General features: G+C 71.8%; 27 protein-coding genes and 1 pseudogene. 16 read left to right on the top strand and 12 right to left on the bottom strand.

The features are described from left to right. Positions 1–337 precede the first annotated feature (337 nt). Complete coding sequence (locus O3X23_RS35430; RefSeq protein WP_269276729.1) at positions 338–1,354, top strand: helix-turn-helix domain-containing protein; 1,017 nt, start codon at positions 338–340, stop codon at positions 1,352–1,354. 332 nt (positions 1,355–1,686) lie between these two features. Then, positions 1,687–1,974, top strand: coding sequence for a hypothetical protein (locus O3X23_RS35425; protein ID WP_269276728.1), 288 nt, complete (start codon positions 1,687–1,689; stop codon positions 1,972–1,974). Positions 1,975–2,019: 45 nt separating this feature from the next. On the opposite strand, the gene O3X23_RS35420 is transcribed toward O3X23_RS35425, so the two are convergent. After that, the gene (locus tag O3X23_RS35420) at positions 2,020–2,553 is read right to left on the bottom strand and encodes a GNAT family N-acetyltransferase (protein WP_269276727.1); all 534 of its coding nucleotides are present in this window, start codon (positions 2,551–2,553) and stop codon (positions 2,020–2,022) included. A 71-nt stretch (positions 2,554–2,624) separates the two neighbouring features. On the opposite strand from O3X23_RS35420, the gene O3X23_RS35415 reads away from it, so the two are divergent. The 4 genes from O3X23_RS35415 to O3X23_RS35400 all read left to right on the top strand — a co-directional run bounded on the left by O3X23_RS35415 (position 2,625) and on the right by O3X23_RS35400 (position 6,822). Then, entirely contained in the window at positions 2,625–3,113 is a 489-nt protein-coding gene (locus O3X23_RS35415) for a hypothetical protein (RefSeq protein ID WP_269276726.1), read from the top strand. Between the two features lie 242 nt (positions 3,114–3,355). Further along, on the top strand, positions 3,356–4,567 hold the full coding sequence (locus O3X23_RS35410; RefSeq protein WP_269276725.1) for a lycopene cyclase family protein: 1,212 nt from the start codon (positions 3,356–3,358) through the stop codon (positions 4,565–4,567). Positions 4,568–4,576: 9 nt separating this feature from the next. Continuing rightward, positions 4,577–5,287: a class I SAM-dependent methyltransferase gene (locus O3X23_RS35405; protein ID WP_269276724.1), complete on the top strand. Its 711-nt coding sequence runs from the start codon at positions 4,577–4,579 to the stop codon at positions 5,285–5,287. Beyond that, positions 5,284–6,822 (top strand): FAD-dependent oxidoreductase, encoded by a 1,539-nt coding sequence (locus O3X23_RS35400; protein ID WP_331283985.1) that lies wholly within the window; start codon positions 5,284–5,286, stop codon positions 6,820–6,822. Before O3X23_RS35405 ends, O3X23_RS35400 begins: the two co-directional genes overlap by 4 nt. On the opposite strand, the pseudogene O3X23_RS35395 reads toward O3X23_RS35400, so the two are convergent. The 5 genes and pseudogenes from O3X23_RS35395 to O3X23_RS35375 form a co-directional block, all read right to left on the bottom strand. Next, positions 6,806–7,705, bottom strand: a pseudogene (locus O3X23_RS35395) (DUF5914 domain-containing protein); the annotation flags it as partial. The gene O3X23_RS35400 and the pseudogene O3X23_RS35395 overlap by 17 nt on opposite strands. Then, on the bottom strand, positions 7,702–8,685 hold the full coding sequence (locus O3X23_RS35390) for a phytoene/squalene synthase family protein (RefSeq protein ID WP_269276722.1): 984 nt from the start codon (positions 8,683–8,685) through the stop codon (positions 7,702–7,704). The gene O3X23_RS35390 and the pseudogene O3X23_RS35395, both read right to left, overlap by 4 nt. Next, a complete protein-coding gene (gene crtI / locus O3X23_RS35385; protein WP_269276721.1) occupies positions 8,682–10,220 on the bottom strand; it encodes a phytoene desaturase family protein in 1,539 nt (512 codons plus the stop codon). The genes O3X23_RS35390 and crtI overlap by 4 nt, the downstream gene beginning before the upstream one ends. Continuing rightward, positions 10,217–11,425 (bottom strand): polyprenyl synthetase family protein, encoded by a 1,209-nt coding sequence (locus O3X23_RS35380; RefSeq protein ID WP_269276720.1) that lies wholly within the window; start codon positions 11,423–11,425, stop codon positions 10,217–10,219. The genes crtI and O3X23_RS35380 overlap by 4 nt, the downstream gene beginning before the upstream one ends. 198 nt (positions 11,426–11,623) lie before the next feature. Continuing rightward, a complete protein-coding gene (locus O3X23_RS35375; protein WP_269276719.1) occupies positions 11,624–12,073 on the bottom strand; it encodes an SRPBCC family protein in 450 nt (149 codons plus the stop codon). 618 nt (positions 12,074–12,691) lie between these two features. On the opposite strand from O3X23_RS35375, the gene O3X23_RS35370 reads away from it, so the two are divergent. Further along, positions 12,692–15,400, top strand: a complete 2,709-nt coding sequence (locus tag O3X23_RS35370) for a glycoside hydrolase family 3 C-terminal domain-containing protein (RefSeq protein ID WP_269276718.1) — start codon at positions 12,692–12,694, stop codon at positions 15,398–15,400. A gap of 36 nt (positions 15,401–15,436) precedes the next feature. On the opposite strand, the gene O3X23_RS35365 is transcribed toward O3X23_RS35370, so the two are convergent. The 3 genes from O3X23_RS35365 to O3X23_RS35355 all read right to left on the bottom strand — a co-directional run bounded on the left by O3X23_RS35365 (position 15,437) and on the right by O3X23_RS35355 (position 17,731). Beyond that, positions 15,437–15,940 carry an AAA family ATPase gene (locus tag O3X23_RS35365; protein WP_269276717.1) on the bottom strand — a complete coding sequence of 168 codons (504 nt, stop codon included), beginning with the start codon at positions 15,938–15,940 and terminating at the stop codon, positions 15,437–15,439. A gap of 62 nt (positions 15,941–16,002) precedes the next feature. Further along, positions 16,003–16,551, bottom strand: coding sequence for a DUF1062 domain-containing protein (locus O3X23_RS35360; protein WP_269276716.1), 549 nt, complete (start codon positions 16,549–16,551; stop codon positions 16,003–16,005). A gap of 184 nt (positions 16,552–16,735) precedes the next feature. Then, positions 16,736–17,731 (bottom strand): helix-turn-helix transcriptional regulator, encoded by a 996-nt coding sequence (locus O3X23_RS35355; protein WP_269276715.1) that lies wholly within the window; start codon positions 17,729–17,731, stop codon positions 16,736–16,738. A 61-nt stretch (positions 17,732–17,792) separates the two neighbouring features. Here O3X23_RS35355 and O3X23_RS35350 point away from each other — a divergent pair, with 61 nt between their 5' ends. Continuing rightward, the gene (locus tag O3X23_RS35350) at positions 17,793–18,380 is read left to right on the top strand and encodes a DinB family protein (RefSeq protein ID WP_269276714.1); all 588 of its coding nucleotides are present in this window, start codon (positions 17,793–17,795) and stop codon (positions 18,378–18,380) included. Beyond that, positions 18,377–18,838 (top strand): VOC family protein, encoded by a 462-nt coding sequence (locus O3X23_RS35345; RefSeq protein WP_269276713.1) that lies wholly within the window; start codon positions 18,377–18,379, stop codon positions 18,836–18,838. The genes O3X23_RS35350 and O3X23_RS35345 overlap by 4 nt, the downstream gene beginning before the upstream one ends. Positions 18,839–18,880: 42 nt before the next feature. Here the strand turns inward: O3X23_RS35345 and O3X23_RS35340 are convergent, their stop codons facing one another. After that, a complete protein-coding gene (locus O3X23_RS35340) occupies positions 18,881–19,135 on the bottom strand; it encodes a hypothetical protein (protein ID WP_269276712.1) in 255 nt (84 codons plus the stop codon). Positions 19,136–19,333: 198 nt separating this feature from the next. On the opposite strand from O3X23_RS35340, the gene O3X23_RS35335 reads away from it, so the two are divergent. From O3X23_RS35335 to O3X23_RS35315, 5 genes are all read left to right on the top strand, one after another. Further along, positions 19,334–20,584, top strand: coding sequence for a PP2C family protein-serine/threonine phosphatase (locus O3X23_RS35335; protein ID WP_269276752.1), 1,251 nt, complete (start codon positions 19,334–19,336; stop codon positions 20,582–20,584). Then, positions 20,581–20,952: an STAS domain-containing protein gene (locus tag O3X23_RS35330; RefSeq protein ID WP_269276711.1), complete on the top strand. Its 372-nt coding sequence runs from the start codon at positions 20,581–20,583 to the stop codon at positions 20,950–20,952. The genes O3X23_RS35335 and O3X23_RS35330 overlap by 4 nt, the downstream gene beginning before the upstream one ends. 185 nt (positions 20,953–21,137) lie before the next feature. Continuing rightward, positions 21,138–21,488 (top strand): hypothetical protein, encoded by a 351-nt coding sequence (locus tag O3X23_RS35325; RefSeq protein ID WP_269276710.1) that lies wholly within the window; start codon positions 21,138–21,140, stop codon positions 21,486–21,488. 166 nt (positions 21,489–21,654) lie between these two features. Then, positions 21,655–21,867, top strand: a complete 213-nt coding sequence (locus O3X23_RS35320) for a DUF4287 domain-containing protein (protein ID WP_269276709.1) — start codon at positions 21,655–21,657, stop codon at positions 21,865–21,867. A gap of 150 nt (positions 21,868–22,017) precedes the next feature. Beyond that, positions 22,018–23,253, top strand: coding sequence for a GNAT family N-acetyltransferase (locus O3X23_RS35315; protein WP_269276708.1), 1,236 nt, complete (start codon positions 22,018–22,020; stop codon positions 23,251–23,253). Positions 23,254–23,343: 90 nt separating this feature from the next. Here the strand turns inward: O3X23_RS35315 and O3X23_RS35310 are convergent, their stop codons facing one another. Further along, positions 23,344–24,684, bottom strand: coding sequence for an MATE family efflux transporter (locus O3X23_RS35310; RefSeq protein ID WP_269276707.1), 1,341 nt, complete (start codon positions 24,682–24,684; stop codon positions 23,344–23,346). A 92-nt stretch (positions 24,685–24,776) separates the two neighbouring features. On the opposite strand from O3X23_RS35310, the gene O3X23_RS35305 reads away from it, so the two are divergent. Both O3X23_RS35305 and O3X23_RS35300 read left to right on the top strand, forming a co-directional pair. Then, positions 24,777–25,298 carry a PadR family transcriptional regulator gene (locus O3X23_RS35305; protein ID WP_269276751.1) on the top strand — a complete coding sequence of 174 codons (522 nt, stop codon included), beginning with the start codon at positions 24,777–24,779 and terminating at the stop codon, positions 25,296–25,298. A gap of 71 nt (positions 25,299–25,369) precedes the next feature. Continuing rightward, positions 25,370–26,260 carry an aminoglycoside phosphotransferase family protein gene (locus tag O3X23_RS35300; RefSeq protein ID WP_269276749.1) on the top strand — a complete coding sequence of 297 codons (891 nt, stop codon included), beginning with the start codon at positions 25,370–25,372 and terminating at the stop codon, positions 26,258–26,260. A 57-nt stretch (positions 26,261–26,317) separates the two neighbouring features. On the opposite strand, the gene O3X23_RS35295 is transcribed toward O3X23_RS35300, so the two are convergent. Then, positions 26,318–26,725 (bottom strand): DUF3224 domain-containing protein, encoded by a 408-nt coding sequence (locus O3X23_RS35295; RefSeq protein WP_269276706.1) that lies wholly within the window; start codon positions 26,723–26,725, stop codon positions 26,318–26,320. Positions 26,726–26,769: the final 44 nt, after the last annotated feature.

Here is a 26,769-nt window from a genome sequence, read left to right as displayed (position 1 = left end):
GCCGACGAAAGGTGCCGGTCGCTCACGGGCGGGCGCGGAGGGCATGCGGCCCATGCGGTGGGGCGAGGCCGGTCTGGCGGCGGGACGGACCAGGCCCTCCGCTTCGCACGATGGAACTCCCTCACCCAGCGCGGGCGCCGGCGGCGGCCGGTGCCCGCGCGGTCGGGGCGATTCGGCCAATGACGCAGCTGGCGGCATACCTTCGAGCGGTTCTGCGTAGCCTCCCGTGGGCAGAACGAGGTTCCCTTCACGCGCGCGGCGCGACGGGCGCGTTGTCGCGCGGCCGCCCAACGGGGAGGGAATCCGAAGAGGCGGCGGGATATTCGGGAGGCTGCAGGTGTTCGGCGTCGTGGACACGTTGGCGCTGCCCCCGGCGCACCGGTTCGACTGGTGGTGCGAGACCGTGAGCCGCGGAGCGGCGCCGACCCGTATCAGCAGTGACCATGCCGCCGATTTCGTCGGCAGGGTGGAGATGCTCTCGGCGGGACCCCTGGAAGCGACCAGGATGTCGTTCCCGGCCCTGAGATCGGAGCGCACGCCGGCTCTCATCAAGCAGTCCGATCCGGAGACCTACGAACTGACGCTGGTCGCGGGCGGAGCCATGAGCGTTGCGCAGTCGCGCAGAGAAGCCGTGCTGTCCGCAGGGGACTTCGTCATGTGGAGCTCCTCGCAGCCCTATACCGGCCGGGGAACCAGCAGTGCGGACAGCGGACCCTCGCAGGGCATCGTCCTGCATCTGCCCAGGAAGCTCCTCCCCTTTCCGGAGGGCGGGATCGCTCAACTCCTGGCCACGCCGATCTCCGCCTCCGCGGGAATCGGTGCGATTCTCGCCCAGCATCTGCGCGTCCTGTTCCAGGAGGCCTCACGGCTGGAGGCCCCGGAGAGTGCCCGGCTCGGGACCGCGACCATGCACCTCGCGCACGCACTGCTGGCGCAACAACTCGACGCCCATGCGTCTTTGGAGCCCGAGGCTCGCGGCGCCGCGCTCCTGGCCCGCATCGAAGCCTTCATCGAGGAGAACCTCGCGAACCCGCAGCTCTCCCCGCACACCGTCGCCGCGGGCCACCACGTTTCCGTCCGCATGGTGCATCAGCTCTTCCGGCAGCGGGAGGAGACGGTGTCGGCGATGATCCGCCGCCGGCGGCTGGAACGGTGCCGGCACGATCTGGCCGATCCGCGGCTGGACCATCTCCCCGTGCACGCCGTCGCCTCCCGCAACGGACTCGAGGACCCGGCGGGATTCAGCCGCAGCTTCCGCCATGCGTACGGCCTGCCGCCGTCCGAGTACCGGAGGACCGTCCGTGCTGGAAGGGGCAGATCGGACCTGGCCTGCGCCCTCACCCATCGCCGGTGATCCGCACCGAACCGCGATCACCGGGCTGTCCGGAACCCGGCACTCCCTTTGTCGCGCCTGTCGGGTCTGCGCGCAACGACAAGGATGCGTGCACGCGCAGCCAATGACCGCACCGGATGTCGGTCCGCAGACTGGCGGTGTCCGCGGACAGCGGTCGATGTTGCCGTCCTGATCGAGGACTGTCGCACGCGGCGCCGGGCTCCGGTGAGGAACCGGCCAACTTCGCCGCCGCCCGCTCCCCCGTTCCACGGGACGTGGGCAGCGCGGAAGTCCCGTCGCACTGCCCGACCGTTGGCTCCGCTTCACCCACCCCGACGACTCGAGGAGACCCGATGAGCAGGATGAACCGCGTCGTAACGATACTGACGGGAGCGAGCGCCGCGCTGTCGCTGGCGACGACGCCCGGCGCAGCCACCGCAAGCCCCGCTGCTGCACCCTCCGTCCCGGTCGCCCGGACAGCGCAGGTCGCCGTCGACTCGCCCTTCTTCCTGTGGGCCACCTACCACTCCGAGATCGAGTGCTCGCAGACCGGCCACAACCTCGTGAACCGCGGGCCCTACGCGTCCTACATGTGCAGCCGGGTACTCGGCGGATGGCAGCTGTGGGTCCGGAGGTACTGAAAGGTCGCTGCGCCGTGGTGCCTCATCTCCGTCCCGGTGGTCCCATCACGCGTTGGGCCGGTCCACCGGCTCACGGTCCACGGTCGGAACACCGAGGTCCCGCTGGTACCAGGTGCCCGGCTTGCCGCCGAGATCGGCGGGGTCGGCAGGGCCGAGCGGGACGAAACCCGCCTTGCTCAGAACCCTTTGGGACGCGGCATTCTCGCGCGAGGTCGCTGCCCGCAAGGTGTGCAGCCCGTGCCGTTCCACCGCCAGTCGGCACAGATCCCGGACGGCCCCGGTCGCCACGCCGTGGCCGGCGACGTGCTGCGCGACCCGGTAACCGAGTACTGCGGCGCGGTCCTTGATGTCGACCAGGTTGAACCTGCCGAGGATCGTGCCGTCTTCCGCGACGAGGACGTAGAAGGCGCAGTCGCCGACTGCCTGCTCGGCCAGCAGGGCGTTGTACCGGTCGGTGAACCGGTCGAAGAAGTCGTCGCCTCGGTCCGGGATCGAAGCGGCGAAGTACCCGCGGTTCGCCAGCTCGAAGTCCAGGACCGCCGGAGCGTGGCGTGTACGCAACTGCTGCAGATCGGGCATTGCCCAACCCTACGCAGCCGGCGTGCTGCGGCCACACGGGTTTCCGACAGCGGCGGATTACCATCGCGCCTATGAGTGATACCCACAGCGCCACCGATCCGACGGAGTTGTACGCCCGCGTCCAGGTCGCCATCACGGGGACGTCCTATCGATGGTCGCGGACGGAGCGGGGGTTCGACCTGGCGGTGGACGTCCTGCCGTCCAGCGGTCGCCACCTCACTCAGGTGCACACGTACCGCGTCGAGCTGCGGCCGCGGGAGGGGGCGTTCACGCTGACGGATGTCGTCCGCACCCAGGAGCGCGGCCGGGGTGGGGTGCCGGGCTGGACGGTGACCACCGGCCGCAGCCGGTACCGGACATGGAGCCGCACCGCGGACGGCTCCGAGCGGCACCACTTCTCGTCCGCCGACGGTCATCGCCTGATCCGGGGGGTGGCCGAGGAACTGGGCTGGCACGAGGTGCGACCGGCCGGCATGAAGGTCGCTCTGGTCCTCGGAGCCTTCGGCGGCCTCATAGCCCTCGGCACGCTCATCGCCCTCGCGGTCGTCTTCTGGCCCTGACAGCTCGGTAGGACGCCCCCGGACCATGGCCACCACAACCAGGTCGGCACCCACCGCGCCGAAAGTGCCTCCCACGAAATCGTCGATCAGACGTCGGCCTTCCTCGCCGGTCAACTGCGTCCCCTCCGCCCCCCGTTTGGCCGCGTTCCTTTGGGCAGGCGGCCCAGCAGGCTGTTTACTGCCTCCGCCGGGGTCTCCGCGCGGAGGACTGTTGGTGGGCGCGCAGGGCAGGAGGCCGAGGAGTGAGCTGGGACGCGGATGTGACGGTGGTGGGGGCGGGGGCGGCCGGGTTGTCCCTGGCGGTCGGGCTCACTGAGCCCGCGTACGGGGGAACGGCTGCCCCGCGGGTGGTCGTGGTCGAGGCTCCGCCCGGGCCGCTGCGTCCACCCGACCGGACCTGGTGCTACTGGGAGGCCGGAGAGGGGCCCTACGACAGCTTGCTGGCGGCCAGCTGGAACCGGTTGCGGGTGTACACCCCGGACGGAACGGTCATCGACCGGTCGCTGGGACCGCTGCGGTACAAGATGCTCAGGTCGCACCGGTTCGAGGCAGCCATGTCGGAACGTCTCGGCGCCCGCGGGACCGACGTGCGGCGGTTGGCGGTGGACTCGGCGCGTGATGTCGGGGACGAAGCCGTGGTCCGCGGCCGTGACGCCTCGGGGGCGCCCGTGGAGCTCCGGTCGGGGCTCGTCTTCGACTCGCGCCCGCCCCGGGAGCTGCCGGCCGCCCGCACCACCCTGCTCCAGCACTTCCGGGGATGGTTCGTGCACACCGCGGCACCGGTCTTCGATCCCGGCGCCGCGGTCCTGATGGACTTCCGTCTCCCCCAGCCGTCCCGCGGGCTGGCGTTCGGCTACGTGCTGCCGTTGAGCCCGCACGACGCGCTGGTCGAGTACACGGAGATCTCCCCCGCTGTCCTGGACGAGGCGGCCTACGAGCGGGCCCTGGGCCACTACTGCGCGTCGATCCTCGCTCTGGGGGACTACACCGTGCGGGAGCGTGAACAGGGAGTGATCCCGATGACCGACGGCCGCTTCCCACGCCGCAGCGGGCGCCGGGTCCTCCTCATCGGGGCGGCCGGCGGGGCGACCCGCCCGTCCACGGGCTACACCTTCGCCGCGATCCAGCGCCAGAGCCGTCACCTCGCCGAGGCCGTACGAACCGGCCGCTCCCCCAGCCGCGTACCCGCCCCGCACGGACGCAGGGCACGGGCGATGGACGCGGTGCTGCTGCGCGCCGTGAACACCGGACGGGTGGACGGCGGGCAGTTCTTCGCACAACTCTTCTCGTCCGTGCCCGCCGAGCAGGTTCTGCGGTTCCTCGACGGTGCGACGTCGCCCTTCGAGGACTTCGGCATCGGTCTGCGCACGCCCATCGTGCCCATGCTGCGCTCGCTGCTGGAACTGCCGCTGCTCTCCCGATCCGTCCCCGCCCACCGGCCGGGACTCCATTGAAAGGCTGTCATGTCCCTCTTGCGCGACGACGCCCTGTCGACCGCTTTCGATCATGCTGCCGCACGCTATGACCTGCTGGTCGCGGCGAGCCCCGGTTACCACGGACATCTGCGCCGCTCAGCCCGCCGGCTGGGACTGCCCGACGCCGGACGCGGGGCCCGCGTCCTGGACCTCGGCTGCGGTACCGGCGCCTCGACCGCCGCGCTGCTGTCGGCCGCCGGGCACGCCGACATCACCGCGGTGGACGCCTCGGCGGGCATGCTCGAACGGGCCGCGGCCAAGACGTGGCCCCCCGGAGTCCGCTTCGTCCACGCGGCGGCGGAACAGCTGGTTGCGGCCGGCGTCGACGGACCGTTCGACGCCGTCTTCGCCGCCTACCTCTTCCGTAACGTGACCGACCCCGATGCGACGCTGGCGGCCGTGCGCGCCGCGATGGCGCCCGGCGCACGGATCGCCGTGCACGAGTACGCGCTCAGCGGGCGTCCGGTGCACCGGCCGTTGTGGACGGCCGTGTGCCAGGCGGTGATCATGCCGGTGGGCCGGGCGGGCGGGGACACGGCCCTGTACGAACACCTGTGGCGCAGTGTGCTGGATTTCGACACCGCCGACGCGTTCGCGGCGCGGATGCGCGCCGCCGGTTTCGGGGACGACCGCGGGCTGCCGCTGCCGGGGGGGCAGACCGGGATCACCCACACGTTCGTGGGACGGGTCGCCGCATGAGCGCGCCCTACCCGGGCCGGGACCGGCTGGCCCGGCGCATCGACCCCCGCGGCGGACGCCCCCGCCTCGAGGGGCGCGAGGTGCGGGTGGCGGTGGTCGGCGGGGGAATCGCCGGGCTGTCGGCCGCCGCTGTTCTCGCCGAGCGCGGGGTGCGGGTGACGTTGTACGAGCGGGACGCGCAGCTGGGGGGCCGGCTTTCGGGGTGGCCCACGCAGTTGGCCGACGGTTCGGAGGCCACGATGAGCCGGGGTTTCCACGCGTTCTTCCGGCAGTACTACAACCTGAGGGCGCTGCTGCGCCGGACCGATCCGGGCCTCCACGGTCTGACGGGGCTGCCGGACTATCCGCTGCGCCACCGCGACGGCGGGCAGGACAGCTTCGCGCGCGTACCGCGTACACCCCCGCTCAGCGCCCTCGGCTTCGTCGCGCGCAGCCCGTCCTTCGGCTGGCGGGATCTGGGGCGGATGAACCCGCGGGCCGCACTGCCGCTGCTCGACGTCGGGGTTCCGGGTGTGTACGAGGAGCTGGACGGGACGAGCGCCACGGACTTCCTGGCCGCGATCCGCTTCCCCGAAGCGGCCCACCATCTGGCCTTCGAGGTCTTCTCGCGCAGCTTCTTCGCCGATCCGGCGACGTTGTCGGCCGCGGAACTGGTGCTGATGTTCCACATCTACTTCCTCGGCAGCAGCGAGGGGCTGCTGTTCGACGTGCCGCGTGAACCGTTCCCCCAGGGCCTGTGGGACCCGCTGGCCCGGTATCTCGGCACGCTCGGCGTGGAGATCCGTACGGGTACCGCGGTGGGTGAAGTGCTCCCGGCAGACGAGGAACGGATGACGGTCGTCACCGACACGGCCGGTGAGCCGTACGACGGGGTGGTGCTGGCCCTCGACACCGGCGGTCTGCGGACGGTCGTCGGCGCCTCGCCCGAACTGGTGGACTCCGCGTGGCGGGAGCGGATCGCCCGGCTGCGGACGGCGCCACCGTTCCTGGTGTCGCGGCTGTGGCTGTCGCGGCCGGTGGCGGGCGACCGGCCCGGGTTCCTCGGCACCAGCGGCTACGACGGCCTGGACAACGTCAGTGTCCTGGACCGGTGGGAGGGAGAGGCGCACCGCTGGGCGCTGCGCACCGGCGGCTCGGTGGTGGAACTGCACGCGTACGCCGTCGATCCGGCCGGACAGCGCGGGCAGGTGGAGCAGCGTCTGGTGCGTCAACTGCGGGAGGTCTACCCGGAGACCGCCGACGCGGAGATCATCGACGCCCGGCACGAATGGCGGGCGGACTGCCCGCTGTTCACCGTCGGCGGCTACCAGGACCGGCCGGGTGTGCGCACGACGGACGCCCGCGTGGTGGTCGCCGGGGACCTGGTGCGTACGGGGCTGCCGGTCGCGCTGATGGAACGGGCCGCCACCAGCGGGTTCCTGGCCGCGAACGCGCTGCTGGAGCGGTGGGGCGTGCGGGGCGAGACGCTGTGGACGGTGCCGCGGCGCGGCCGGTCCGCCGCCGCCCGGGCGCTGGCGGGCCTGGGGCGGCGCTGACCGCCCCGCGGAGGGCGAAGCCGGGGCGCTCGGACGAGGCGACGACGGCCTCGACGCCGCGGGTGCGGGGGCGGCCGTCGCGGCCGCTTCCCAGCGGGGTGGCATGGGTTTCGACCACGGAGCCGACGCCTTCGCCCTCGGTGATGCGCATGACGACGGTGCGGGGGCCGGGCGCGGTGAACTCGGCGGTCACGGGCACGACCACGCGGCGGGCCAGCTTGAAGGAGACCCGCACGGTGAGCACGTCGCTCTCCTCTCCGTCGTCGACCACGGTGAGGTCGGCGAAGGAGTACGGGTGGAACCAGGCGCCGTGCCACGGGTCGAGCCGGTTGGCGACGATGTCCTGCGGCTCGCAGACGCCGGTGCCGGTGTAGACGGTGGTCAGGGAGACGGCAGCGGGCGGGCGGACGGGTACGGCGGGGGCGTCGAGGGGTTCCTCGCCGCCGTGGGCATCGAGTCGCACCCAGGCGAGTACTCCGTCGTCGTGAGCGGGGTAGGGGAGCCAGCCGGCGAAGGGCGCGCCGTCGAGGGACAGCCCGTGCCAGGGGCAGACCAAGGTGCCGCAGCGGACGGGTGCCCGGGCCAGCGCGGCGCCCAGGTGCGGGCAGGCGCCCGGACCGGCGAGCAGGGTCCCGTCGGCGGCGCGCCAGGCGACGATCTCGGTGCCTTCGACGGTGACCCCGTAGCCGGCGTCCGGTCGGACGGCGGCGCTGGGGCCCAGGACGTACCAGTTGCCGGCCGGGCGGGTCTGCGCGCGTTTGAGGGCGGCGTCGATGAGCCGGGGCGAGGCGGCCCGCCACGTGGGTTCCTGCTGGTGCCAGGCCGGCGGGTTGCGGCGCAGGCTGACCGGGAAGCGAGGGCGGCGGGGGGCGGTCGGGCTCATCGGGGCGGCTCCTCGACGGCGGACAGGCGTGCGGCGGCGGGGACCGCGGGCGCCGTCAGCCGGGCTGCCGCGATCCTGGCGAGGCCGGTCGCCGCGACGGCCGCCCGCCGGGTGAGGGGGACGGCGGAGCGGCGGTGGACGCTGGCGTACCCGTCGCGGGCTACGGCGTCCAGGATGTCCCCGTAGAGCACGAACGCGGTGCGGACGCAGGGCCGGGAGACGGGTTCGAGCATGTCGAGACCCGGTGCCGCCTGCGCGTAGAACCGACGGGTCAGGGCGGCGGCGGAGCGCAGAGCGCGCGTGATGCGGCGGTCCCGGCGCCCGGTGCGTCTGCTCCACAGCAGCAGCTCCCGGTCCACACCGTCCGCGGCGAGGAGGTCGGCGGGCAGGTAGACACGGTCGCGGTCTAGGTCCTCACCGACATCACGGATGAAGTTGGTGAGCTGGAACGCCTCGCCCAGGGCGGCGGCGTACGGCGCGGCCTCGTCCCGGGGGGCCGTATGGCCCAGCACGGGCAGCATCTGCAGACCGATGACGGCGGCGGAACCGTGCATGTATCCGCGCAGCGCCTCCAGCGTCCCGTAGTCGGTCACCGTGAGGTCGCTGCGCATGGAGGTCAGGAAGTCGTCGAAGTAGCGGTGGGGGATGCGGTAGCGGTGGGCGGTGTGGGCCACCGCGGTGACGACGGGATGGCAGCCGGGACCGCCGTCCATCGCCGCGTGCAGGTCCTGGGACAGGTCCCGCAGCCGCTGCCCGCGGTCACCGGGTGCGCGGGGGGCGGCCAGGTCGTCGACGATGTCGTCGGCCAGCCGGGCGAATCCGTAGAGGGCGTGCACGGCCGGGCGGCGGGAGCCGGGCAGCAGCCGCGTGGCGAGGAAGTACGTCTTGCCGTGGCGGGCGTTGAGGCGGCGGCACCGGTCGAACGCCGCGCGCAGCACGGGATCGGTGATGGCCGCGGCATCGAGTTCGCGTCGTGTCATGCGGAGCTGTCCTTCGTCGCGGCGGAGAGGGGTGTCGCGGCCCGGTGGCGGAGCGCGGGCGGGCCCGTGATGCGCAGCGCGGCAAGGCGGCCGGAGATCAGGACGGTGGGGACGCCGACGCCCGGAGTGGTGCCGCAGCCGGCCAGTACGGCGTTGGTGGTGCCGCGCACCAGGTTGCGGGGGCGGAAGGGGCCGGTCTGCGGGAAGGTGTGGGCAACCGAGAAGGGGGTGCCCGCCGCGTGGCCCTGGGCGGTCCAGTCCGCGGGGGTGACGAGGAGTTCGGTCTCGACGGCGTCCGCGAAGCCGGTCAGGCCCCGGCGCTCCAGTTCACGCAGCAACGTGTCGCGGTAGCGGGGTCCGAGGTCGGCCCAGGACGCGGCGGAGGGGCCGACGGAGGTGTTGGGGCAGGGCGCGAGGACGTAGTGGGTGTGCCTGCCGGGCGGAGCGAGGTGCGCGTCGGTGGCGGTGGGCCGGGTGATGAGCAGGGACGGGTCGCTCATCAGGCTTCCGCTGTCGGTGAGCTCGCGAAACGTCTGCTTCCAGGCGGCGCCGAAGGAAATCGTGTGATGGGCCAGTTCGGGCCAGGTGCGGTCGGTGCCGGCGTGCAGGACCACCGCCGACGGGGAATGGCGCAGTGCGAGCGGCCGGCGCGGGCGGGCACCGAGCAGCCGGTAGGCGGCGGGCAGGTCCGGAGTCAGCACGACCGCGTCGCACGGGATGCGCTGCCGGTCGGTGACCACGGCGGTGATCCGCTCGCCGGTGCGCTCCAGCCGGGTGACGCTCTGCCCGTACAGCAAGGTGGCGCCGGCATCCGCGGCGGCCGCCGACATCGCGGCGGGGACGGCGTGCATGCCGCCTTCGGGGAAGTACACCCCGGCGACGGTGTCCATGTAGGCGATGACGGCGTAGGCAGCGAGCGCACGAGCCGGCGGCACGCCCGCGTAGAGGGCCTGGAAGGTGAAGACCCGCTGGAGCCGCTCGTCCGCGATGAACTGACCGATCTTCGGCTGCAGACGGCCGAACCCGCCCAGTGCGGCGAGCCGGGCCAGGTCCGGGTGGAGCAGCGCGAGCGGCGAGTCGAAGTTCGTGTCGATGAATCGACCCATCTGCGCCCGGTAGAGGTCGTGCAGCCACTGACGCAGGCGCCGGTAGCCGGCCACCTCCCGGCCCCCGGCAAACCGTGCGACCTCCGCCTCCATGGCGGAGGCGTCGGTGTGGACGTCGAGGCCGCTGCCGTCGGCGAACCGGGCGTGGTAGGCGGGGTGCAGGGGATGCAGGGTCAGCCGGTCGGACATCGTCTGACCGACCGCGGCGAAGGCCTCCTCCAGCAGGTGCGGCATGGTGAGCACGGTGGGGCCGGTGTCGAAGCGGTAGCCGTCCCGCTCGATGCGCCCCGCCCGGCCGCCGGGGAGGAGGTCGCGTTCGACGAGAGTGACGCGTCGGCCCGCGCCGAGCAGATGGAGAGCGGCGGAGAGGCCCGACAGGCCGGCGCCCACGACCACGACGTGGTCGGTGCGCCCGGCGACCGTCCTCATCGGGGTCCCGCGGGAACGTCGGCCGTCGCGCCGGCGCTCGCGTGCTCGCGCGGAGGCGTGGCGATCCGGGCCAGCAGTTCGGCGAGGCGCTGGGCGGCCGGGCCCTGCAGGCCTGCCGCCACGAGGTGGCGTTCGGAAGCGCGCACCAGCCGCTCGATCCGCCGTTCGACCTGCGCCGGAGCACCGGTGGACCGCAGCGCGTCCCGGGCCGTGGACAGGGCCGCACCGGACAGTTCGGTGCTTCCCCGGCAGTCCCGCAGGCGCTCGATGACGGAGGTGGCGCCGGTGGCCCGGGCCCGCGCGTGGGCCAGGGCCAGCAGGTACGTCGCTTTACCGGAGCGCAGGTCGTCCCCCGAGGGCTTGCCGGTCACCTGGGGATCGCCGAACACGCCCAGGAGGTCGTCGCGCAGCTGGAAGGCGATACCGGCGCACCGACCGGCGGCGGCCAGCGCGCGGGCGGTGGCGTCGTCGGCCCCGGCCAGCGCCGCCCCCAGGGCCAGGGGCCGTTCCACGGTGTAGCGGGCGGTTTTCAGGCAGACGGTCCTGATGGCCTGGGCGGCCGATCGTGAGGAGGTCGCCTGACCGTGCAGGTCGAGGTACTGGCCGGCCACCATCTCCGTCCGCATGGTCCGCCAGATCCGCAGGATCTCAGCGCGGACCTCCGGCCTGAGGTCGACTCCGGCGACCAGGTCGTCCGCCCACGACAACGCGAGGTCACCGGCGAGGACAGCGGCCGACAGCGCGAAGGGCGCCTGACCGTCCTCCCGGGCGCCCGGGGGGTACTGCAGTGCGATTTGCGCATGGAAGGAGGGCCGGCCACGGCGGACGGCCGATTGGTCCATGACGTCGTCGTGCACCAGTGCACAGCTCTGGATGAGTTCGAGCGCCACCGCGATACGCAACGCCCCGGCCACGTGCGCATCCGTACCGCCGCACGCCCGCATGGCCCACCAGAGGAACCGGGGCCGGATCCGCGAGCCACCGCCCAGGGTGTACGCGGCGAGCCGCTCCGCGACGTCGGTGGCGAAGGTGGCGTCGAGGGACCGACTGAACGTCACGAACTCGCCGCAGCACAACCTCAGTTCACGGTTGACCGCACCGGTCACGTCGATATCGACGGCGTCCGCACCCGTGGGTGGGAAGGAAGGGGCGTTCTGCCGCTGGGGGGTCGCGACGAAAGGTCGCGCAACCGACTCCGCGTGCATTCGGTCCTCCGTGTCGTGACATGGCGCCTGCCGCCGGTTTCGCCTGCTTCGGGCGGACGCGTGGACTCGGCAGCGTTCCCTCGTCCCCGCCCGCTATGCGTCCCCCATGGGGCGGCGGCCCGGACAGCGCGGGCCGCCGATCCACCCGATGGGCGCATCACGCGTCCGGCGGCAGGGGAGGATCAGCGGCCCCGGAGGTCAGACCTCGCCGCGCCAGGAGCCGGACTCGCGTCCGCGGTCCTCGATGTACTCCTTGAACCGCTTGAGGTCGCCGGTGATCCGGTGCTTGACGATGCCGAGCTTGTCGCCGACGTTCTCCGCAAGGCCCTCCGGCTCGAAGTCGAGCTGCAGCATCACCTTGCAGCTGGCGTCATCCAGGCGGTGAAAGGTCACCACCCCGGCCTGCTTGACCTCGCCTGCCAGGGTCGTCCACGCGACCCGCTCGTCCGGGATCTGCTCGGTGATCTCCGCATCGAACTCCCGCTCCACGCCACCGACCTTCGTGACCCAGTGCGTCAGCGTGTCCGTGCGCTGTTCGATGCGCTCCACCCCTTCCATGAAGTGGGGGAACGATGCGAACTGCGTCCACTGGTTGTAGGCGCTGCTCACGGGGACATCGACCTGGACGGATTCTTCAACCTTCGACACGAAAGCAGCCTCTCTGTTCGCGGGGAGCCGGGCACGAGCGCCGGCCATGGAGGGGAGCCGTTCCCCTCACGCACCCGCCTGCCCACACTCACGTGATCCATGACCCCGAACAGCCGCACCGCCCTGCGGCCCGGCCAACCGTCGTGCGGTACGGGAACGGGGCGGGATCGCCGGCATGAGCGAATCCGTCAGCGACGCAGACCGGCCGGACGATCGGCATGGAGCGGACCTGCGCACCGCCGCGGACGGTGCGCGGCCAAGTGCGTCTGCGGGAAACGGCAGTTGCGGTTCCGGGGGCGCGGGAGCGGGTATCACCAGGTCATCACCCGGCACAGCGGCACGTGCCTGGACGTCGCGGACGAATCGAATGGCACCGGGGCCCACCCCATGGGGTGGCCCTGCCCTTCGGTGCGCGCGAGCCAGCAGTCTCAGCAGCGCACATCCTGACCGAACTCCGCGCGCCCTGTGACGCATCACCGTAGCGGCCCGGACCTCCTCACCCGTCACCCGATCCAGCATGCACCTGGAGGACTCGTGTACCGCTTTCGCCTGCCCGCGCAGCGACCCACGTCGTGTCTCGCCGCTGCCGTCCTGGTCCTGGCCGGATGCGGTCTGAGCGTGTCCGATCTCCCTACGGTCGCCGCCGCCGCACCCCGTGGCTGCCCTTGGGTGCACTCCGCCGACCCGATACCGCAACGGATCACCTGGCTGCTGGCCGCGATGACCACCGCGCAGAAGGTGCAACTGTCCACGGGAGCGGGCGGGTCCAGCTACGTCGGGTTCACCCCGGCGATCGGCTCGCTGTGCATACCCGCGATGAACCTCCACGACGGTCCGGCCGGGGTCGGCAACGGGGCGACCGAGGTCACCCAGCTCCCGGCCCCGGTCAGCATCGCGTCCACCTGGGACCTCGGTGCCGAGCAGCGGTACGGTTCGATCATCGGCGCGGAGCAGAGTGCCAAGGGCAGTACCGTGGACCTCGGTCCGACCATCAACATCGTGCGCGATCCCCGCTGGGGCCGCGCCTTCGAGTCGATGGGCGAAGACCCCTTCCTCAACGGTCAGTTGGCCGCCGCCACCATCCGCGGAGTGCAGTCCACCGGCATGATGGCCCAGGTCAAGCACCTGGCCGCGTACAACCAGGAGACCAACCGGGGCGGGAACCGCGCGGGAATCAACGTCGACGTCAGCACCAAGGCGCTCCAGGAGATCTACCTCCCCGCGTTCCGTGACGCGGTGCGGCAGGGCGCGACCTCGTCGGTGATGTGCTCGTACAACAAGGTTCAGGCCGTCCAGGCCTGCGAGAACCCCTACCTCCTGACCACCGCGCTGCGCCGGCAGTTCGGTTTCCAGGGGTTCGTCACCTCGGACTGGGGCGCCGTCCAGTCCACCGCGCCGTCCGCCAACGCGGGCCTCGACCAGGACATGTCCGGGAAGGACGGCTACTACGGCAAGGCGCTGGAGGACGCGGTCGCCTCGGGTCAGGTCGGTCGGAGCACACTCGACGCGATGACCACGCGGATCCTCACCCAGATGTTCGCCTTCGGGCTGTTCGACAGGGCGCCCACCGGCTCGCCGGCCCAGCCCGCGACCAGCGCGGCGCACAAATCCGCTGCCGCCCAGCTCGCCGCCGAGGGGACCGTGCTGCTGAAGAACAGCGGTAACGTGCTGCCGCTCACCTCGTCCACCACCTCGATCGCGGTGATCGGCACGGCCTCCGACAACGCCCGGACCAGCGGGGGCGGCAGCGCACACGTCCAGTCCAGCGGCACCATCACCCCGCTGCAGGGCATTCGGGCGCGAGCGGGCAACGCCACCGTCACCTACCACGACGGCTCCGACGTCAAGGCCGCCGCGGCCGCGGCCGGGACGGCCCGTGTCGCGGTGGTGTTCGTCAGCGGCGATACCGGCGAAGGGAAGGACCTGAGCGGTATCGACCTGCCCGGCACGCAGAACGGTCTGGTGTCCGCGGTCGCGGCCGCCAACCCCAACACCGTCGTGGTACTCAACACCGGCTCCGCGGTGGCCATGCCATGGGCCGGATCCGTCAGGGGCATCATGGAGGCGTGGTACCCGGGCCAGGGCTACGGTGCCGCCATCGCGTCGCTGCTGTTCGGCGACAGCAATCCGTCCGGTCACCTCCCGGTGACTTTCCCGACGTCCCTGTCGCAGGTGCCCGCGCACACCACCGCGCAGTGGCCGGGCGCCAACGGCACCGTCCAGTACAGCGAAGGCGTCAACGTCGGCTACCGCCACTACGACGCGAACCACCTCACACCGCTGTTCCCGTTCGGCCACGGCCTGTCGTACACCGCCTTCTCCTTCAGCAACCTGCGCATCGGGACACTGCCGAAGGGGGGCGTGCTCACGGTCACCGCGACCGTCACCAACATCGGGGGACGCGCCGGGGCCGACGTCGCCCAGTTGTACGTGACGCAGCCCGCCGCCTCCGGTGAGCCCGCCAGGCAACTCCAGGGCTTCGCCCGCGTCGACCTCCAACCCGGCGCCGGCACCACCGTCACCTTCCCCCTGACCGAGCGCAGCCTCTCCCACTACAGCGAGTCCGCCGGTGGCTGGGTGGCCGGCGCGGGCGCCTACACCATCGCGGTCGGGGACTCGGCCGGCAACCTGCCGCTGACCGGTACGGTCGACGTCACCACAGCTCAGCTCGGCCGCCCCCTGACCGTGACCAACCCCGGAGCCCAGGAAGGGCTCGCCGGCAGGCCGGTCTCGGTCCGGATCACCGCATACGACAGCACCGGCGGACAGACCCCGGCCTTCACCGCGACCGGGCTGCCCGGCGGCACCGCGATCACCTCCGGGGGCCAGATCACCGGCACCCCCGCCCGCCCGGGCACCTACACCGTCGACGTCACCGCCCGCGACGCGGCCGGAGCGCAGGACACGGCCACGTTCCTGTGGACCGTGGTGCCCGCCGACGCGTCGGCGGCCACCCCGCTCATCGGCGTCCGGGGCACGTGCCTGGACGTGGCCGGGGCCGACAACACCGATCGCACCAAGGTCGACACCTACGACTGCAACGGCACCAACGCGCAGATGTGGGCCGCCTCCACCGGCGGCACGGTCCGCGCACTCGGCAAGTGCCTCGACGTGACCTCGGCCGGCACGGCCAACGGAACCCGCGTCCAGCTCTTCACCTGCAACGGCACCGCCGCCCAGATCTGGCAGCGCCAACCCGATGGCTCCTTGCGCAACCCGCGGTCGACCCGTTGTCTGGACGCCCCGACGGAGTCGTCCGCCAACGGCACCCAGGTGCAGATCTGGACCTGTTGGGGCGGGGCGAACCAGAAGTGGAACGTGCCCTGAGCCTGCACGAGCCCTCGCCGGGATGGGCCGTGGCCATCAACCCCACGTCTGTCGCCGGACCTGCTCGCCCTCGCCGTCCGGCTCCTCGAAATCGGCCAGGTAGCGGTTGAGCAGGCCTTCGTCCACGGTGACGGCGTTGGCCCCCTCCTCGCGGTTGCGGACCGCCAGGCGGCGCTCCAGCGTCGCCCGGTCCGCCTTCAGGTGCACCAGTTCCCAGTGGCAGCCGTGACGCTCCACGATCGCCTTGTACTCGTCGCGAGCGGCGCGGCTCCAGAAGCTGTAGTCCACCACCACGTCCCGTCCGGTACGCATCAACTCGACCAACTCCCGCCGCTGCTCCTGCCGCACCTGGTTCCTGAGCTCGTCGTACCTCTCCGTCTCCAGCACCAGGCCGGCGTCACGGCCCCCGATCCGCCGCCAGACCACCTCGTCGATCGAGAGTCGGACGTAACCGCGGCGCACCAGGGCCATCGCGTACGTGGTCTTGCCCGCCCCCGGAGGACCGCACATCAGCACAACGGTGCTCGCTGGCTGCGTCATCAGGCCAGGTTAGGGCCTGTCCGGCGGAATCTGCCGGACAGGCCCCGGAACCCGGGGAGGGCTCAGCGCTTGAGCGTGAAGGTGAAGTCGCCGGAGAGCTTGCCGCTCAGCCGTACCGCCGCGACGAGCTTCCCTTCCGTGATCGCTCTTTCGACCTCCGCCCGCGACAGGCCGCAGCCTTCATCGATCAGTCGCACCGGCCGGACAGGGATCCGGGCCGCGAAGCGGACCGAGACGTCGATCACCTCACGGTCCAGGTGGTCCGATCCACCGGTGTCGAGACGCCAGGCGTTGTCCCAGTCGAGGGCGATGCGGTTGCGGTGCCGCACGACCGGATCCTGGAGCAGCTCAGCTGCCAGGCCGGGGTCGTTGTCATGCAGCCGGTCGAGCAACTCGGGCCGTACGGAGCGCACATGTATCCGCTCCAGGACCGTGAGCTTCGCCGTTTCCCCGCAAGCGGTGCAGAGCGCGAGGAGCCAGGCGTCGATGAGCTTGTGGTTGGCGTTGACGCGAAATTTGCCGCTCGTCCGGAAGCGGTCGGACCCGCACGCGTGGCAACGGCGGAGGACGAGCGGAAGGCAGGTGGGCATGACCACCCAGGTGTTGAGCACAGAAGTACACCGGTTTCAGTGAGAAGTCCGCAGCAAAAAGCAGCACGGCGCGCAGGCGCGACGCGCGACGAATCAGCGCTCGGGGGGTCTCACACGGTGTACAACGGCACGTCCTGGACTTGACGACTCGGTTCCGCAGCACGGTAGTGGCGCACAGCGACTCCGCTCCACCGGTTTTCGCGGCTCAGGCCTCCGAGCCCGGCACGGGTGCGGTCGTCGCCCCGGCCGCCCGCAGTCTCTTCGCCAGCGTGTGGCAGCGGCTCTTGAGTTCCGGAGGGTCGAGTACCTCGAAGTCGTGCCCCAGCAGAAGGACGTGCATGAGCACGGCGTCGAGGTCGGCGGCGCCACTGAGCACCTCGCACCGTCCACTCCCCCGCCGGCGTACGACGGCCGCCGACGCCGGGATCTGCGCGCGCACCGTGTCGGCCGGCGCGTGCACGAGGAAGCGCGCCTGGTGTTCGTAGACCCGGCTCGCCACGCCCTCCTGCACGTACGCCGCCGCGTCGGGGGCCGCGCGCGGACGGAAGCGCCAGGCCCGTGCCGACACCTCGGTCATCCGGTCGACGCGGAAGCTGCGCCAGCCGTCGCGGTCGAGGTCGTGGGCGAAGAGGTACCAGCGCCGGTCGGAGGCGACCAAACGGTAGGGCTCGACCCGCCGCCGTCGCACCTCGTTCCCGGACGGGTAGTCGAAACCGGCCTCCACCTCGTCGCGGCAGGCCCGGGCCAGCGTCATGAGCACCTCGGGATCGACGGGCGTGCGGCCCCCGTCGAAGGACTCCACCGAGCCGGAGAGCGCGCGCACCTCGTGCCGCAGCCGGGTGGGCAGCACCTGGTCGAGTTTGGTCAGCGCCCGCAGCGCGGCGTCGCCGGCTCCGGCGACCGCACCGCCCGCGCCGACGAGCAGCGAGACCGCGGTGGCGATCGCCTCCTGATCGTCGAGCAGCAGCGGCGGCAGTTCCTGCCCCGGGCCGAGCCGGTAGCCGCCGCCGACCCCCTGGCCGGCGTGTACCGGATAGCCGAGCGTGCGCAGGCGCCCGACATCACGCCGTACCGTGCGCGGGGTGACCCCGAGCCGGTCGGCGAGCTCGGGACCGGTCCAGACCCGCCGCTGCTGCAGCAGCCCGAGCAGGGTGAGCACCCGCTCCGTCGTACCCCGCTCTTCACCGCTTGCCGCGTCCATGACGTCACCCTGCCAGAGATAGCGGACCGATCCTGTCCGCCTGTGATGTCAGGGTGACGTCATGGACGCAATCGAACTCGACATGAACCGGACGCTGCGCGAGCAGTGGGAGGTCCACTGGAACCATCAGCTCCGGGCCCGGCTGGCCGGGCTCAGCGACGACGAGTACTTCTGGTCTCCGGTGCCGGACGCCTGGAGTGTGCGGCCGCGCGGCAGCTCGACGGCGCCCGTGCAGGCCGGCTCCGGGGACTTCACCATCGACTTCGCCTTCCCGCAGCCGGTTCCGGCCGTCTTCACCACGATCGCCTGGCGGCTCGGCCACGTCATCGTCGGCCTGCTCGCCGCGCGCAACGCGGCGCACTTCGGAGCGCCGGAGGCGTCGTACGAGAGCTGGGAGTACGCCGGCGGCGCGGCCACCGCACTGGACCAGCTCGAGACCCAGCTGGACGTCTGGCTGGCCGGGGTGCGCGGCCTCGGCGAGGCTGGACTGCGGGTCCCGGCCGGCCCGAAGGAGCCCTTCCCGGAGGCGACCATGGCGGATCTGGTGCTGCACATCCACCGCGAGCTGATCCACCATCTGTCGGAGGTGTGTCTGCTGCGCGACCTCTATCCGCACGCGAATCCCGCTACCAACGGAGCAACACGATGAGCCGTCATCTTCAGGTCACCTTCGACGCCCACGATCCGCGGGCGCTGTCCTCCTTCTGGCTCGAGGTACTGGGCTACGTCCATCCCGGGCCGCCCGGCGTCGACCTGCCGGAGGGCGCCGACCCCCTGGCCGCCTGGGACGACTTCCTCGCGCGGATCGGCGTGCCGGAGGAGCAGCGCAACTCGAGATCGGCCATCGAGGACCCGGACGGCCACGGCCCACGGGTGTTCTTCCAGCAGGTGCCGGAGGACAAGATCGCCAAGAACCGCGTCCACCTCGACATCCGTGCGGCGCCCGGTCTGCAGGGCGAGGGACGGATGGCGGCGCTGGAGACCGAATGCGACCGCCTCGTCGCCCTGGGGGCGACGAGAGTACGCCGCGATGAGCCCGCTCCCCCGATGAGCGCCGGCCTCATCGTGATGACCGACCCGGAAGGCAACGAGTTCTGCCTGGACTGACGCGGCGCGACTGCCCCGCGCGACAGCGCGACGACCCACCGTCTACGGTGTGCCGCCCGCCGAGGGTGCGCTGCCGGCCGCGGCAGCGCACCAGGCCTGCTGCTTGAGCTCCATACGTGCCGCGGGACCGTCGAGCAGCGTCGTCCAGTGCGGATGCGCGGCGATGCGGACCGACAGCCGCTGCAGCCGTTGGCGCAGCGCGGCGATCTGCGTGCCACGGGCTTCGGCCAGGAGTCGGTAGGTGGTGTACCAGTCGCGCTGGGCCTGGAGGAGATCGAGCGGAAATTCGCGTCTCATGTCGAGCAGTCTCGCATATGTTCGAATATTTGTGCGAATTAATACACCCGGGCGCGACCAGGCCTGAGCCGACGGGCGCCCCCGCTGCCGACCGCACCCCTGTGATGCGGTGCGGCATCCCGGGTACCAGAGGGAGAGGGGGTGGACGGGCGAGGAGGAGCGGGCGTGGACGTGGACCGCGAGGCGGGCGGACGGGCGATGCTTGCCGGTCTGCTGAACGCCAGCCACCTGATGCCCCTCGACGCCTTGCCGGACAGGGTCGGCGACTACTCCCGGGCCGCGGGTCTCACTGGCGTGCTCATCTACGTCGCCGATCTGGGCCGCCAGGAGCTGCACCTGCTGACCGGCCCCGGCGGGCCCCCTCCGGACACCGAAAGGGACATTCGCATCGAGGGCACGGCGCCCGGGCGTGCCTACCAGTACGGGCGCCTGACGCCCGCCACACCGCAGAGGGGTCGCGGCGACTGGTGGGTGCCCTTGGTGGACGGCACCGAGCGCCTGGGGCTGCTGCGCGTGCGCTCCGCCCACGACGACGCCCGCGCCCGCGAGGACGTCGACCGCCTCGCCGCCCTTCTGGCACTGATGATCAGCGCCAAGCGGGTCTCCAGCGACACGCTCGCCCGGCTGACGCGGACGGAGCCCCTGACCCTGGGCGCCGAGATGGCGTGGAACCTGATGCCGCCGCGCACGTACGCCGACGGACGTGTGGTGATCGCCGCGTCGCTGGAGCCGGCCTACGCGGTGAGCGGCGATGTCTACGAGTACGCCATCGACGGTCCCCTGGTCCATCTGACGCTCTGCGACGCCATGGGCCATGACACGGCCGCCGGTCTGTGCGCGGCCCTGGCCCTGGGGGCCTGCCGCAACTCCCGCCGGCAGGGCGCCGATCTGGTCGCCAAGGGCGACGCGATGGAGACCGCTCTGATGGCGCAGTACGACGAGCGACGCTACGTCACTGGCATCCTCGCCACTCTCGACACCCGCACCGGCGAGCTGGACTGGGTCAACCGCGGCCATCACCCGCCGATCATCATCCGCGGCAAGCAGTGGAGCCGTCACCTCAAGTGCCCCCCGGGCCACCCCATGGGCACCAACCTCGGACTGCCCAGCACCGTCTGCCGCGAACAGCTGGAACCGGGTGACCGCATCGTGCTCTACACCGACGGCATCACCGAAGCCCGCCGCCCCGACAAAAGCGTCTTCGGCCTCGAACGCTTCACCGACTTCCTCATCCGTGGAGAGGCCGAGGGCCTGCCGGTCCCCGAAACCCTGCGCCGCCTCATCCGGGCCGTCCTCGACTACCACGACGGGCATCTCCAGGACGACGCCACCATCCTGATGTGCGAATGGCTCGGTCCCGCCCTGGACAACACGCACCCGGCGGCCGTCCTGACAGGACTCCCGTCCCGCGACCACGCCCCCCTCGATCCCGAAAGCAGCCAGTCATGACCACCACGCTGCGCGTCGACACCGCCGGCACCCGCGGGCAGACAGCCGCCTTCTCACTCGCCGGCGACCTGGACCTGCACACCGCCCCCGTCCTCTACCCCACGGTGGAAGACGTCCTCGGCAGCCACCCCACCGTGATCATGGACCTGACGGGCATCACCTTCTGCGACTCCTCCGGCCTCAACGCCCTCATTCGCCTACGCCGCCGCGCCCAGGAAGCCGGCGGCGATCTGATCCTCGTCGCACCGTCCCAGCAGATGCTGCGCCTGCTCTCGATCACGGGTGCCGCGCGCATCTTCACCATCCACGCCGGCCTGCCCGAAGCCTGGAACGCCACCCCCGACCCCGGCACACCGCCCACGCCGTGACCACCCGGCGGCAATGCCTGCCTGCTGAGCCGATCCCCGAGGGCGCGGCGAAGCGGGCGGTCCGCCCACGCAGGACGACCCCTGCCGACATCCATTCGAATGACAGGTGGGCGGGTCGCCGCGAGGTGGTCCGCGGGCGCGGGTGATGGTGGAAGCGAGCCCCCCCCATTCACACAAGGAGAGATATGAACACCCGTCGCATTGCCCTCACGCTGGCCGGCATCGCCGCCGCCACTTTCCTGGCCTCAGGCACCGCCTCCGCGCATGGCCACGACAACGGAGACAGCGCCGGCCGCGAGACCGCCAGCGGGAACTTCTCGTACGCGAACCGCGGCGGCCCGTTCGGCATCACCTACGCGCACGCCGGGTTCGCGCACGGGAGCAGCTACGTGGGCGGCCACGACAAGCGTGACTACGCCGGAGAGGCGAGCAGCGCGGCGGCCTCGTACGCCAACCGTGGGGGCCCGTACGGCATCACGCGGGCGCACGGCGAGTTCATGATGGTGAGCGAGCACTCGGGCGACAGCGACCACTGACCGCGTGACAGTTCGGCCCCCTCCTCGCGGAGGGGGCCGAACGCGTTTCCCGGCCCGCGTCGTGCCGATCGCCATCGACGCAGCGGTAGCCGCCCCCCTCTTGCCATCACCGTCCGCGCGGAGACAATGGACGATCATCAACCGCGAACGGACGGAACCCGGCAACATGACCGAACCCGCGAAGGGCCCCGCCAGCTACTTCCCCTCGATCGAGGCGAAGCACGGCCGGCCGATCGCCGAGTGGAAAGACCTGATCCGCTCCTCGCCCCTGAGCAAGCACATGGAGCTCGTCGCGTGGCTCAAGACCGAGCACGGTCTGGGCCACGGCCACGCCAACGCCCTCGTCGCCCACACCCTCGCCGAGGACAGCGGAATGTGAACCGCGCTTGACCCGCGCAGGCGGCGGGCGCGGGCCCAGCCGGCGGGCGCGGACCCAGCCGTAATTCGCTTGACCCGGCCACAGGTCAACGCTGCACTGTGGCGGGGCATCGCGTCGTGGTGCCGAATTCCGAGGAAGGCAGCGGCAGCGATGGAGATCCGTTCCACGACCGACGACGACCTCGGCGTCTTCGTCCACACCCTCCATGCCGCGTTCGGCCGCTTCCCGGAGACCCCGACCGAGGAGGGCGGGCTCTGGTGGTCGGCGCTCGAAATGGACCGCGGCCTGCTCGCCCTGACGGCGGACGGGCGCCCGGTCGGCACCGCCGCCGCGTACTCCTTCGAGCTCACCCTGCCCGGTGAGAACCTGGTGCCGACCGCAGGGGTGACCGCCGTCGGTGTCCTGCCCACGCACCGACGCCAGGGCGTGCTCGGCTCGATGATGCGGCATCAGCTCACCGAGCTCCGGGCCCGCGGGGAGTTCCTCTCCGTACTGCTGGCCTCCGAGGCCCTGATCTACCGCAGGTTCGGCTACGGACCGGCGACCTACACGCAGAAGCTGACGGTGCCGCGCCACCGGGCCGCCCTCGCCCTCCCCCGGGCGCGGGGAACGGCAGACGAACGCCCACCTGCCGGCTCGGACACCGGCTCGATCGAGCTGCTGCGCCGTGCCGAGTGCGGCGAGATCCTGGAGGAGGTCTACGACCGGTACCGGCGCGCACAGCCCGGCGCGCTGTCCCGGCCGCACCGCTGGTGGGCCTCGCGCGCGGGGCAGCCTCCCCTCTCGCCGGCGCCGCGCCATGTCGCCGTCCACCGGGACGCCGACGGCGTCCCGGACGGGTACGCCAGCTACTCGCTCGGCGAGGCCGACACCCTGACGGTCGACGAGACCATCGCCACCGACGACGCCGCATCCACGGCCCTGGCCCGTTTCGTGCTCGGACACGACCTGGTCACTCAGGTCGTGTTCAAGCACTTCCCGCCCGAACACCCGTTGCGCTGGCAGCTCGCGGACTTCCGCGCCGGGCAGGTGAGCGGCGACACCGACTGGCTCTGGGTGCGGCTGCTGGACATCCCGCGTGCGCTGACCGCCCGCGGCTGGTTCACGGACGGCGAGCTCGTCCTCGACGTCGATGACCCGTTCCTCGGTGGGCAGGGCCGCTATCTGCTGACCGTCAGCGACAGCAAGGCCCTCTGCGTCCCGACGGACCGCGAGCCCGACCTGTCCCTGGACGTGAGCGACCTGGGCTCGATCTATCTCGGCGGCACCGCCCCGAGCACGCTCGTGCGTGCCGGACACGTCCGGGCCCACCGCCCGGGCGCAGCCGCCCTCGCCGACGCCCTCTTCCGCGCCGACCGCTCCCCGCACTGCCTGCACTGGTTCTGACCGCGCGCTCGCCGGCCGCTCCCGACACGGCGGTGGACCCGTCTCCGCCGCTTCCGGACGCCCCCGTCCGCCGTCACCCGTCCGCCCCGGTCAGCGCATCGCGGCCATCCGCGCTCCCGCGCTCGCCTCCCTTTGACGCGTCACCCGCAGGAACAGCCCCGCCACCGCCGCGCACTGGAGCGCGGCGCTCAGTCCCATGGCCAGGCACACTCCGGGCAGCCCCAGCCCCGACAGGGCGTAGGCGAGCGGCAACTGGATCCCGACCCCGGCCAGCGTGACGTGCACCAACTGCCGGCCTCCGCCGCTGCCTTGGAACACACCGCCGAGCGCGATGAGGCACGCCAGCAGGACCAGGTACGGCCCCAGGCACCGCAGGAACAGCGTCCCGGCGGCCGCCACCTCCCCCTGCGCGCCGGACGCCCGCATCACCCACGGCGCTGCCACGAGCAACACCAGCGCCGCGCCCGCACCCAGTGCACCGCCCGTCAGCACGGACTGCCGCCCGATCGCGACCCGCTGATCGCGCCCGCCGCCCAGCGCGTGCGCGGTGAGGATCGAGGCGGCCTGGCGCACCGCGTAGAACGACATCGTCGCCACGTACATCGCCTTCGTAGCGATCCCGTAGGCGGCCACCGAACTCACCCCGAGCCGCGCGACGATCGAGATCATCGCCAGCGAACCCGCCATCCTGACCAGGAAGTCGCCCGACATCGGCAGTCCGGTGGCCGCGGTACGGCGCAGCGCTGCGACCGTGCCATGGACCGGATCCGCGTGTACGGCCTCCCGTAGCAGCCGGTTGCGCCGCAGTGCCGCGACTCCCACGGCCAGCGCGACGACCCGGCCGATGACGGTGGCCAGGGCGGCGCCGCGGATCCCCAGTTGTGGCAGGCCGAGCAGGCCGTGGATGAGCAGCGGATCGAGCACCAGGATCAGGCCGTTGCCCAGGAAACTCAACCGCATGGGGATGCGGGTGTCGCCGACCCCCTTCAGGATGCCATCGAGGACATTCTGCGCGAAGAAGACCGCGACACCCGGCAGTGAGATTGCGAAGTATCCGACGGTCAGGCTCAGCACGTGCCCGTCGTGGCCACCGAGCACCAGTCGGGCGACCGGCTCCCTGAACCACCAGCCGCCGATCGCGACCGCGGGTGTGATCAGGGCGAACAGCGCCCAGCCGCCACGCACCGCGGAGCGCACCGCGCCCGGATCCCGGGCTCCCACCGCGTGCGCGACCAGCACCGTCGTCCCGGACGCCGCCATCATGATCACGCCGAGCAGCACGTTCTCCACATTGGTCGCGACCGCTACGGCCGCCACCGCCGCCCCGCCGAGGCGGGCCACCCACAGCACGTCCATGATTCCCGCGACGACCCCGGCCAGCAGCTCGAAGTACACCGGGACGGCGAGCGAAACCAACCGACCGCGCTTCATGTCCCTCCCCCGTTCCATGAATACCTCGATTCGAGGTAGCTCGATTAGAGGTACCATGGCAGGACGTGACACGGCAAGGACGGGACGCGACAGTGCTGGAACTGACCATCCTGGGCTTCCTCCACGAGGAGCCTCTGCACGGCTACGAACTCAAGGAGCGCATCGCCGCGCTGAGCGGCCACGTCCGCCCGGTCAGCGACGGCGCGCTCTATCCGGCCATCAACCGCCTCACCGCGGCGAACCTCCTCGAACAGCACACCGAACCGGGTGCGGGCGCCGCCCCCCGCCGCGTCCTCTCCCTGACCCCCGCCGGCCGCGCCCGTCTCCGCGCACGCCTCCGCGATCCCAAGCCGGTCGAGATCACCGACTCCACCCGCTTCAACACCTTCCTCGCCTTCCTGCGCCACTTGAAAGACCCGGCGGCCCAGGCCGCCGTCCTGCAACGCCGCCTGGACTTCCTCCAGCAGCCCGCCAGCTTCTTCTACACCGACGGCAAACCGGTACGGGCGGAGGAAGCAGACGACATCTTCCGGCGCGGCATGCTCACCGTCGCCCGAGCGACGGGCACCGCCGAGAAAGCCTGGCTCACGACCGCCATCGCAGAGCTCACGTAATCCGTACGGCTTCGCCCGGCCATGCGACGATCACGGCAGGAACCGAGAGAGCGGGTGGGGACATGGCCACGATGCACGCGGACGAGGCGGAGACCGACACCAACCTGGTCCGACGGCTGCTCCGCGCCCAGTTCCCCCGGTGGGCGGACCTGCCGATCACCCGACTCGCGTCGGGAGGTACGGTCAACGCGATCTACCGGCTCGGCGAGGACCTGACCGTCCGGCTACCGCTGCTCCCCGATGGCGCCGCGGCCATCGCGATGGAGGCCTGGCTGCTCCCCCGGCTCGCGCCGCTGCTGCCACTGCCGATTCCCGAAGTGGCAGCAACGGGAGTCCCTGGTGAGGGATACCCCCTGGCCTGGGCCGTGCACCGGTGGATCGAGGGCCGCAACCCGGTCGAAGGCGCCCTGGCCGAAGCCGAGTTCGTCGCCCGCGACCTCGCGGAGTTCGCGGTCGCCATCCGCAGGATCGGCCTTGCCGGCGGTCCGCCCGCGCACCGGGGCGCGCCCCTGATCGCCGAGGACCCGGAGATGCGGGAGGCGATCGAGGCCCTGCGCCGCACCGACGAACCCTTCGACGCCGACGAGATCACCGCGGCCTGGGAGGAGTCGCTCAAGGCACCGCCCTGGACCGGCCCGGCCTGTTGGACGCACTCCGACCTCATGCCGAGCAACCTGCTGCTCACCGGCGACCGCGTCTCGGCGGTCATCGACTTCGGCACGGTGGGCATGGGCGAACCCGCCACCGACCTCATCCCGGCCTGGAACCTCCTGCCCGCCTCGGCGCGACGGGTGTACCGCGAGGCAGTGGACGTCGACGACGCGACCTGGTCCCGCAGCCGAGGCTGGGCGTTGTCGATGGCGGTCATCCAACTGCCGTACTACCGGACAACCAACCCGATCATCTCCGCCAACGCCCGACACGCCATCCACCACATCCTCGAGACCTCCGCCACGGACTGAAGCGGCTCGCTGGACGCATCTCGCGCAACTCCGACCCGCAGTCAGCCGCTGAGCCGCTCAGCCGAGTTGGTAGTCGAACCACATGCGATGCGTGCCGTCCGCGTCGACGGCCATGCCTCCGGCGCCGGAGATTCCCACCAGGTCGCCCGTTCCGCTGGAGGGCACGATCGTGAAGAACTCCGCGGTGCGGTCGCTGCCGGAGGTAGTCGCTGAGTGCACGAAGTTGAAGGAGCCCTCCTTCCCGTTCAATGAGCCCTCGAACGACTCCATGGCCACATACGTGCCGACGCCGGTGGCTTGGTCGAACGCGGCGGTGAACAGGGTCGCCGAGCGGCCTGCGGCCTCTCCCTCGAAGTGCTTCTCCATGGTCGCGACACCTACCGGCAGCGCGGTGGCGACGGATGGCTCGGACTTCAGGTCGGTCGGGACGAACGCCTTGACGGTGAAAATTGCCGTAGCTCTCATGCGCCGACCGTACCGAAGGGCTCTGACACAGGCAGCCGGTGGCG

This window comes from Streptomyces sp. H39-S7 (assembly GCF_027158205.1).
Lineage (GTDB): Bacteria > Actinomycetota > Actinomycetes > Streptomycetales > Streptomycetaceae > Actinacidiphila.
Note: the sequence above shows the minus strand (reverse complement) of the source record. Positions and strands in the feature narration are given on the sequence as shown.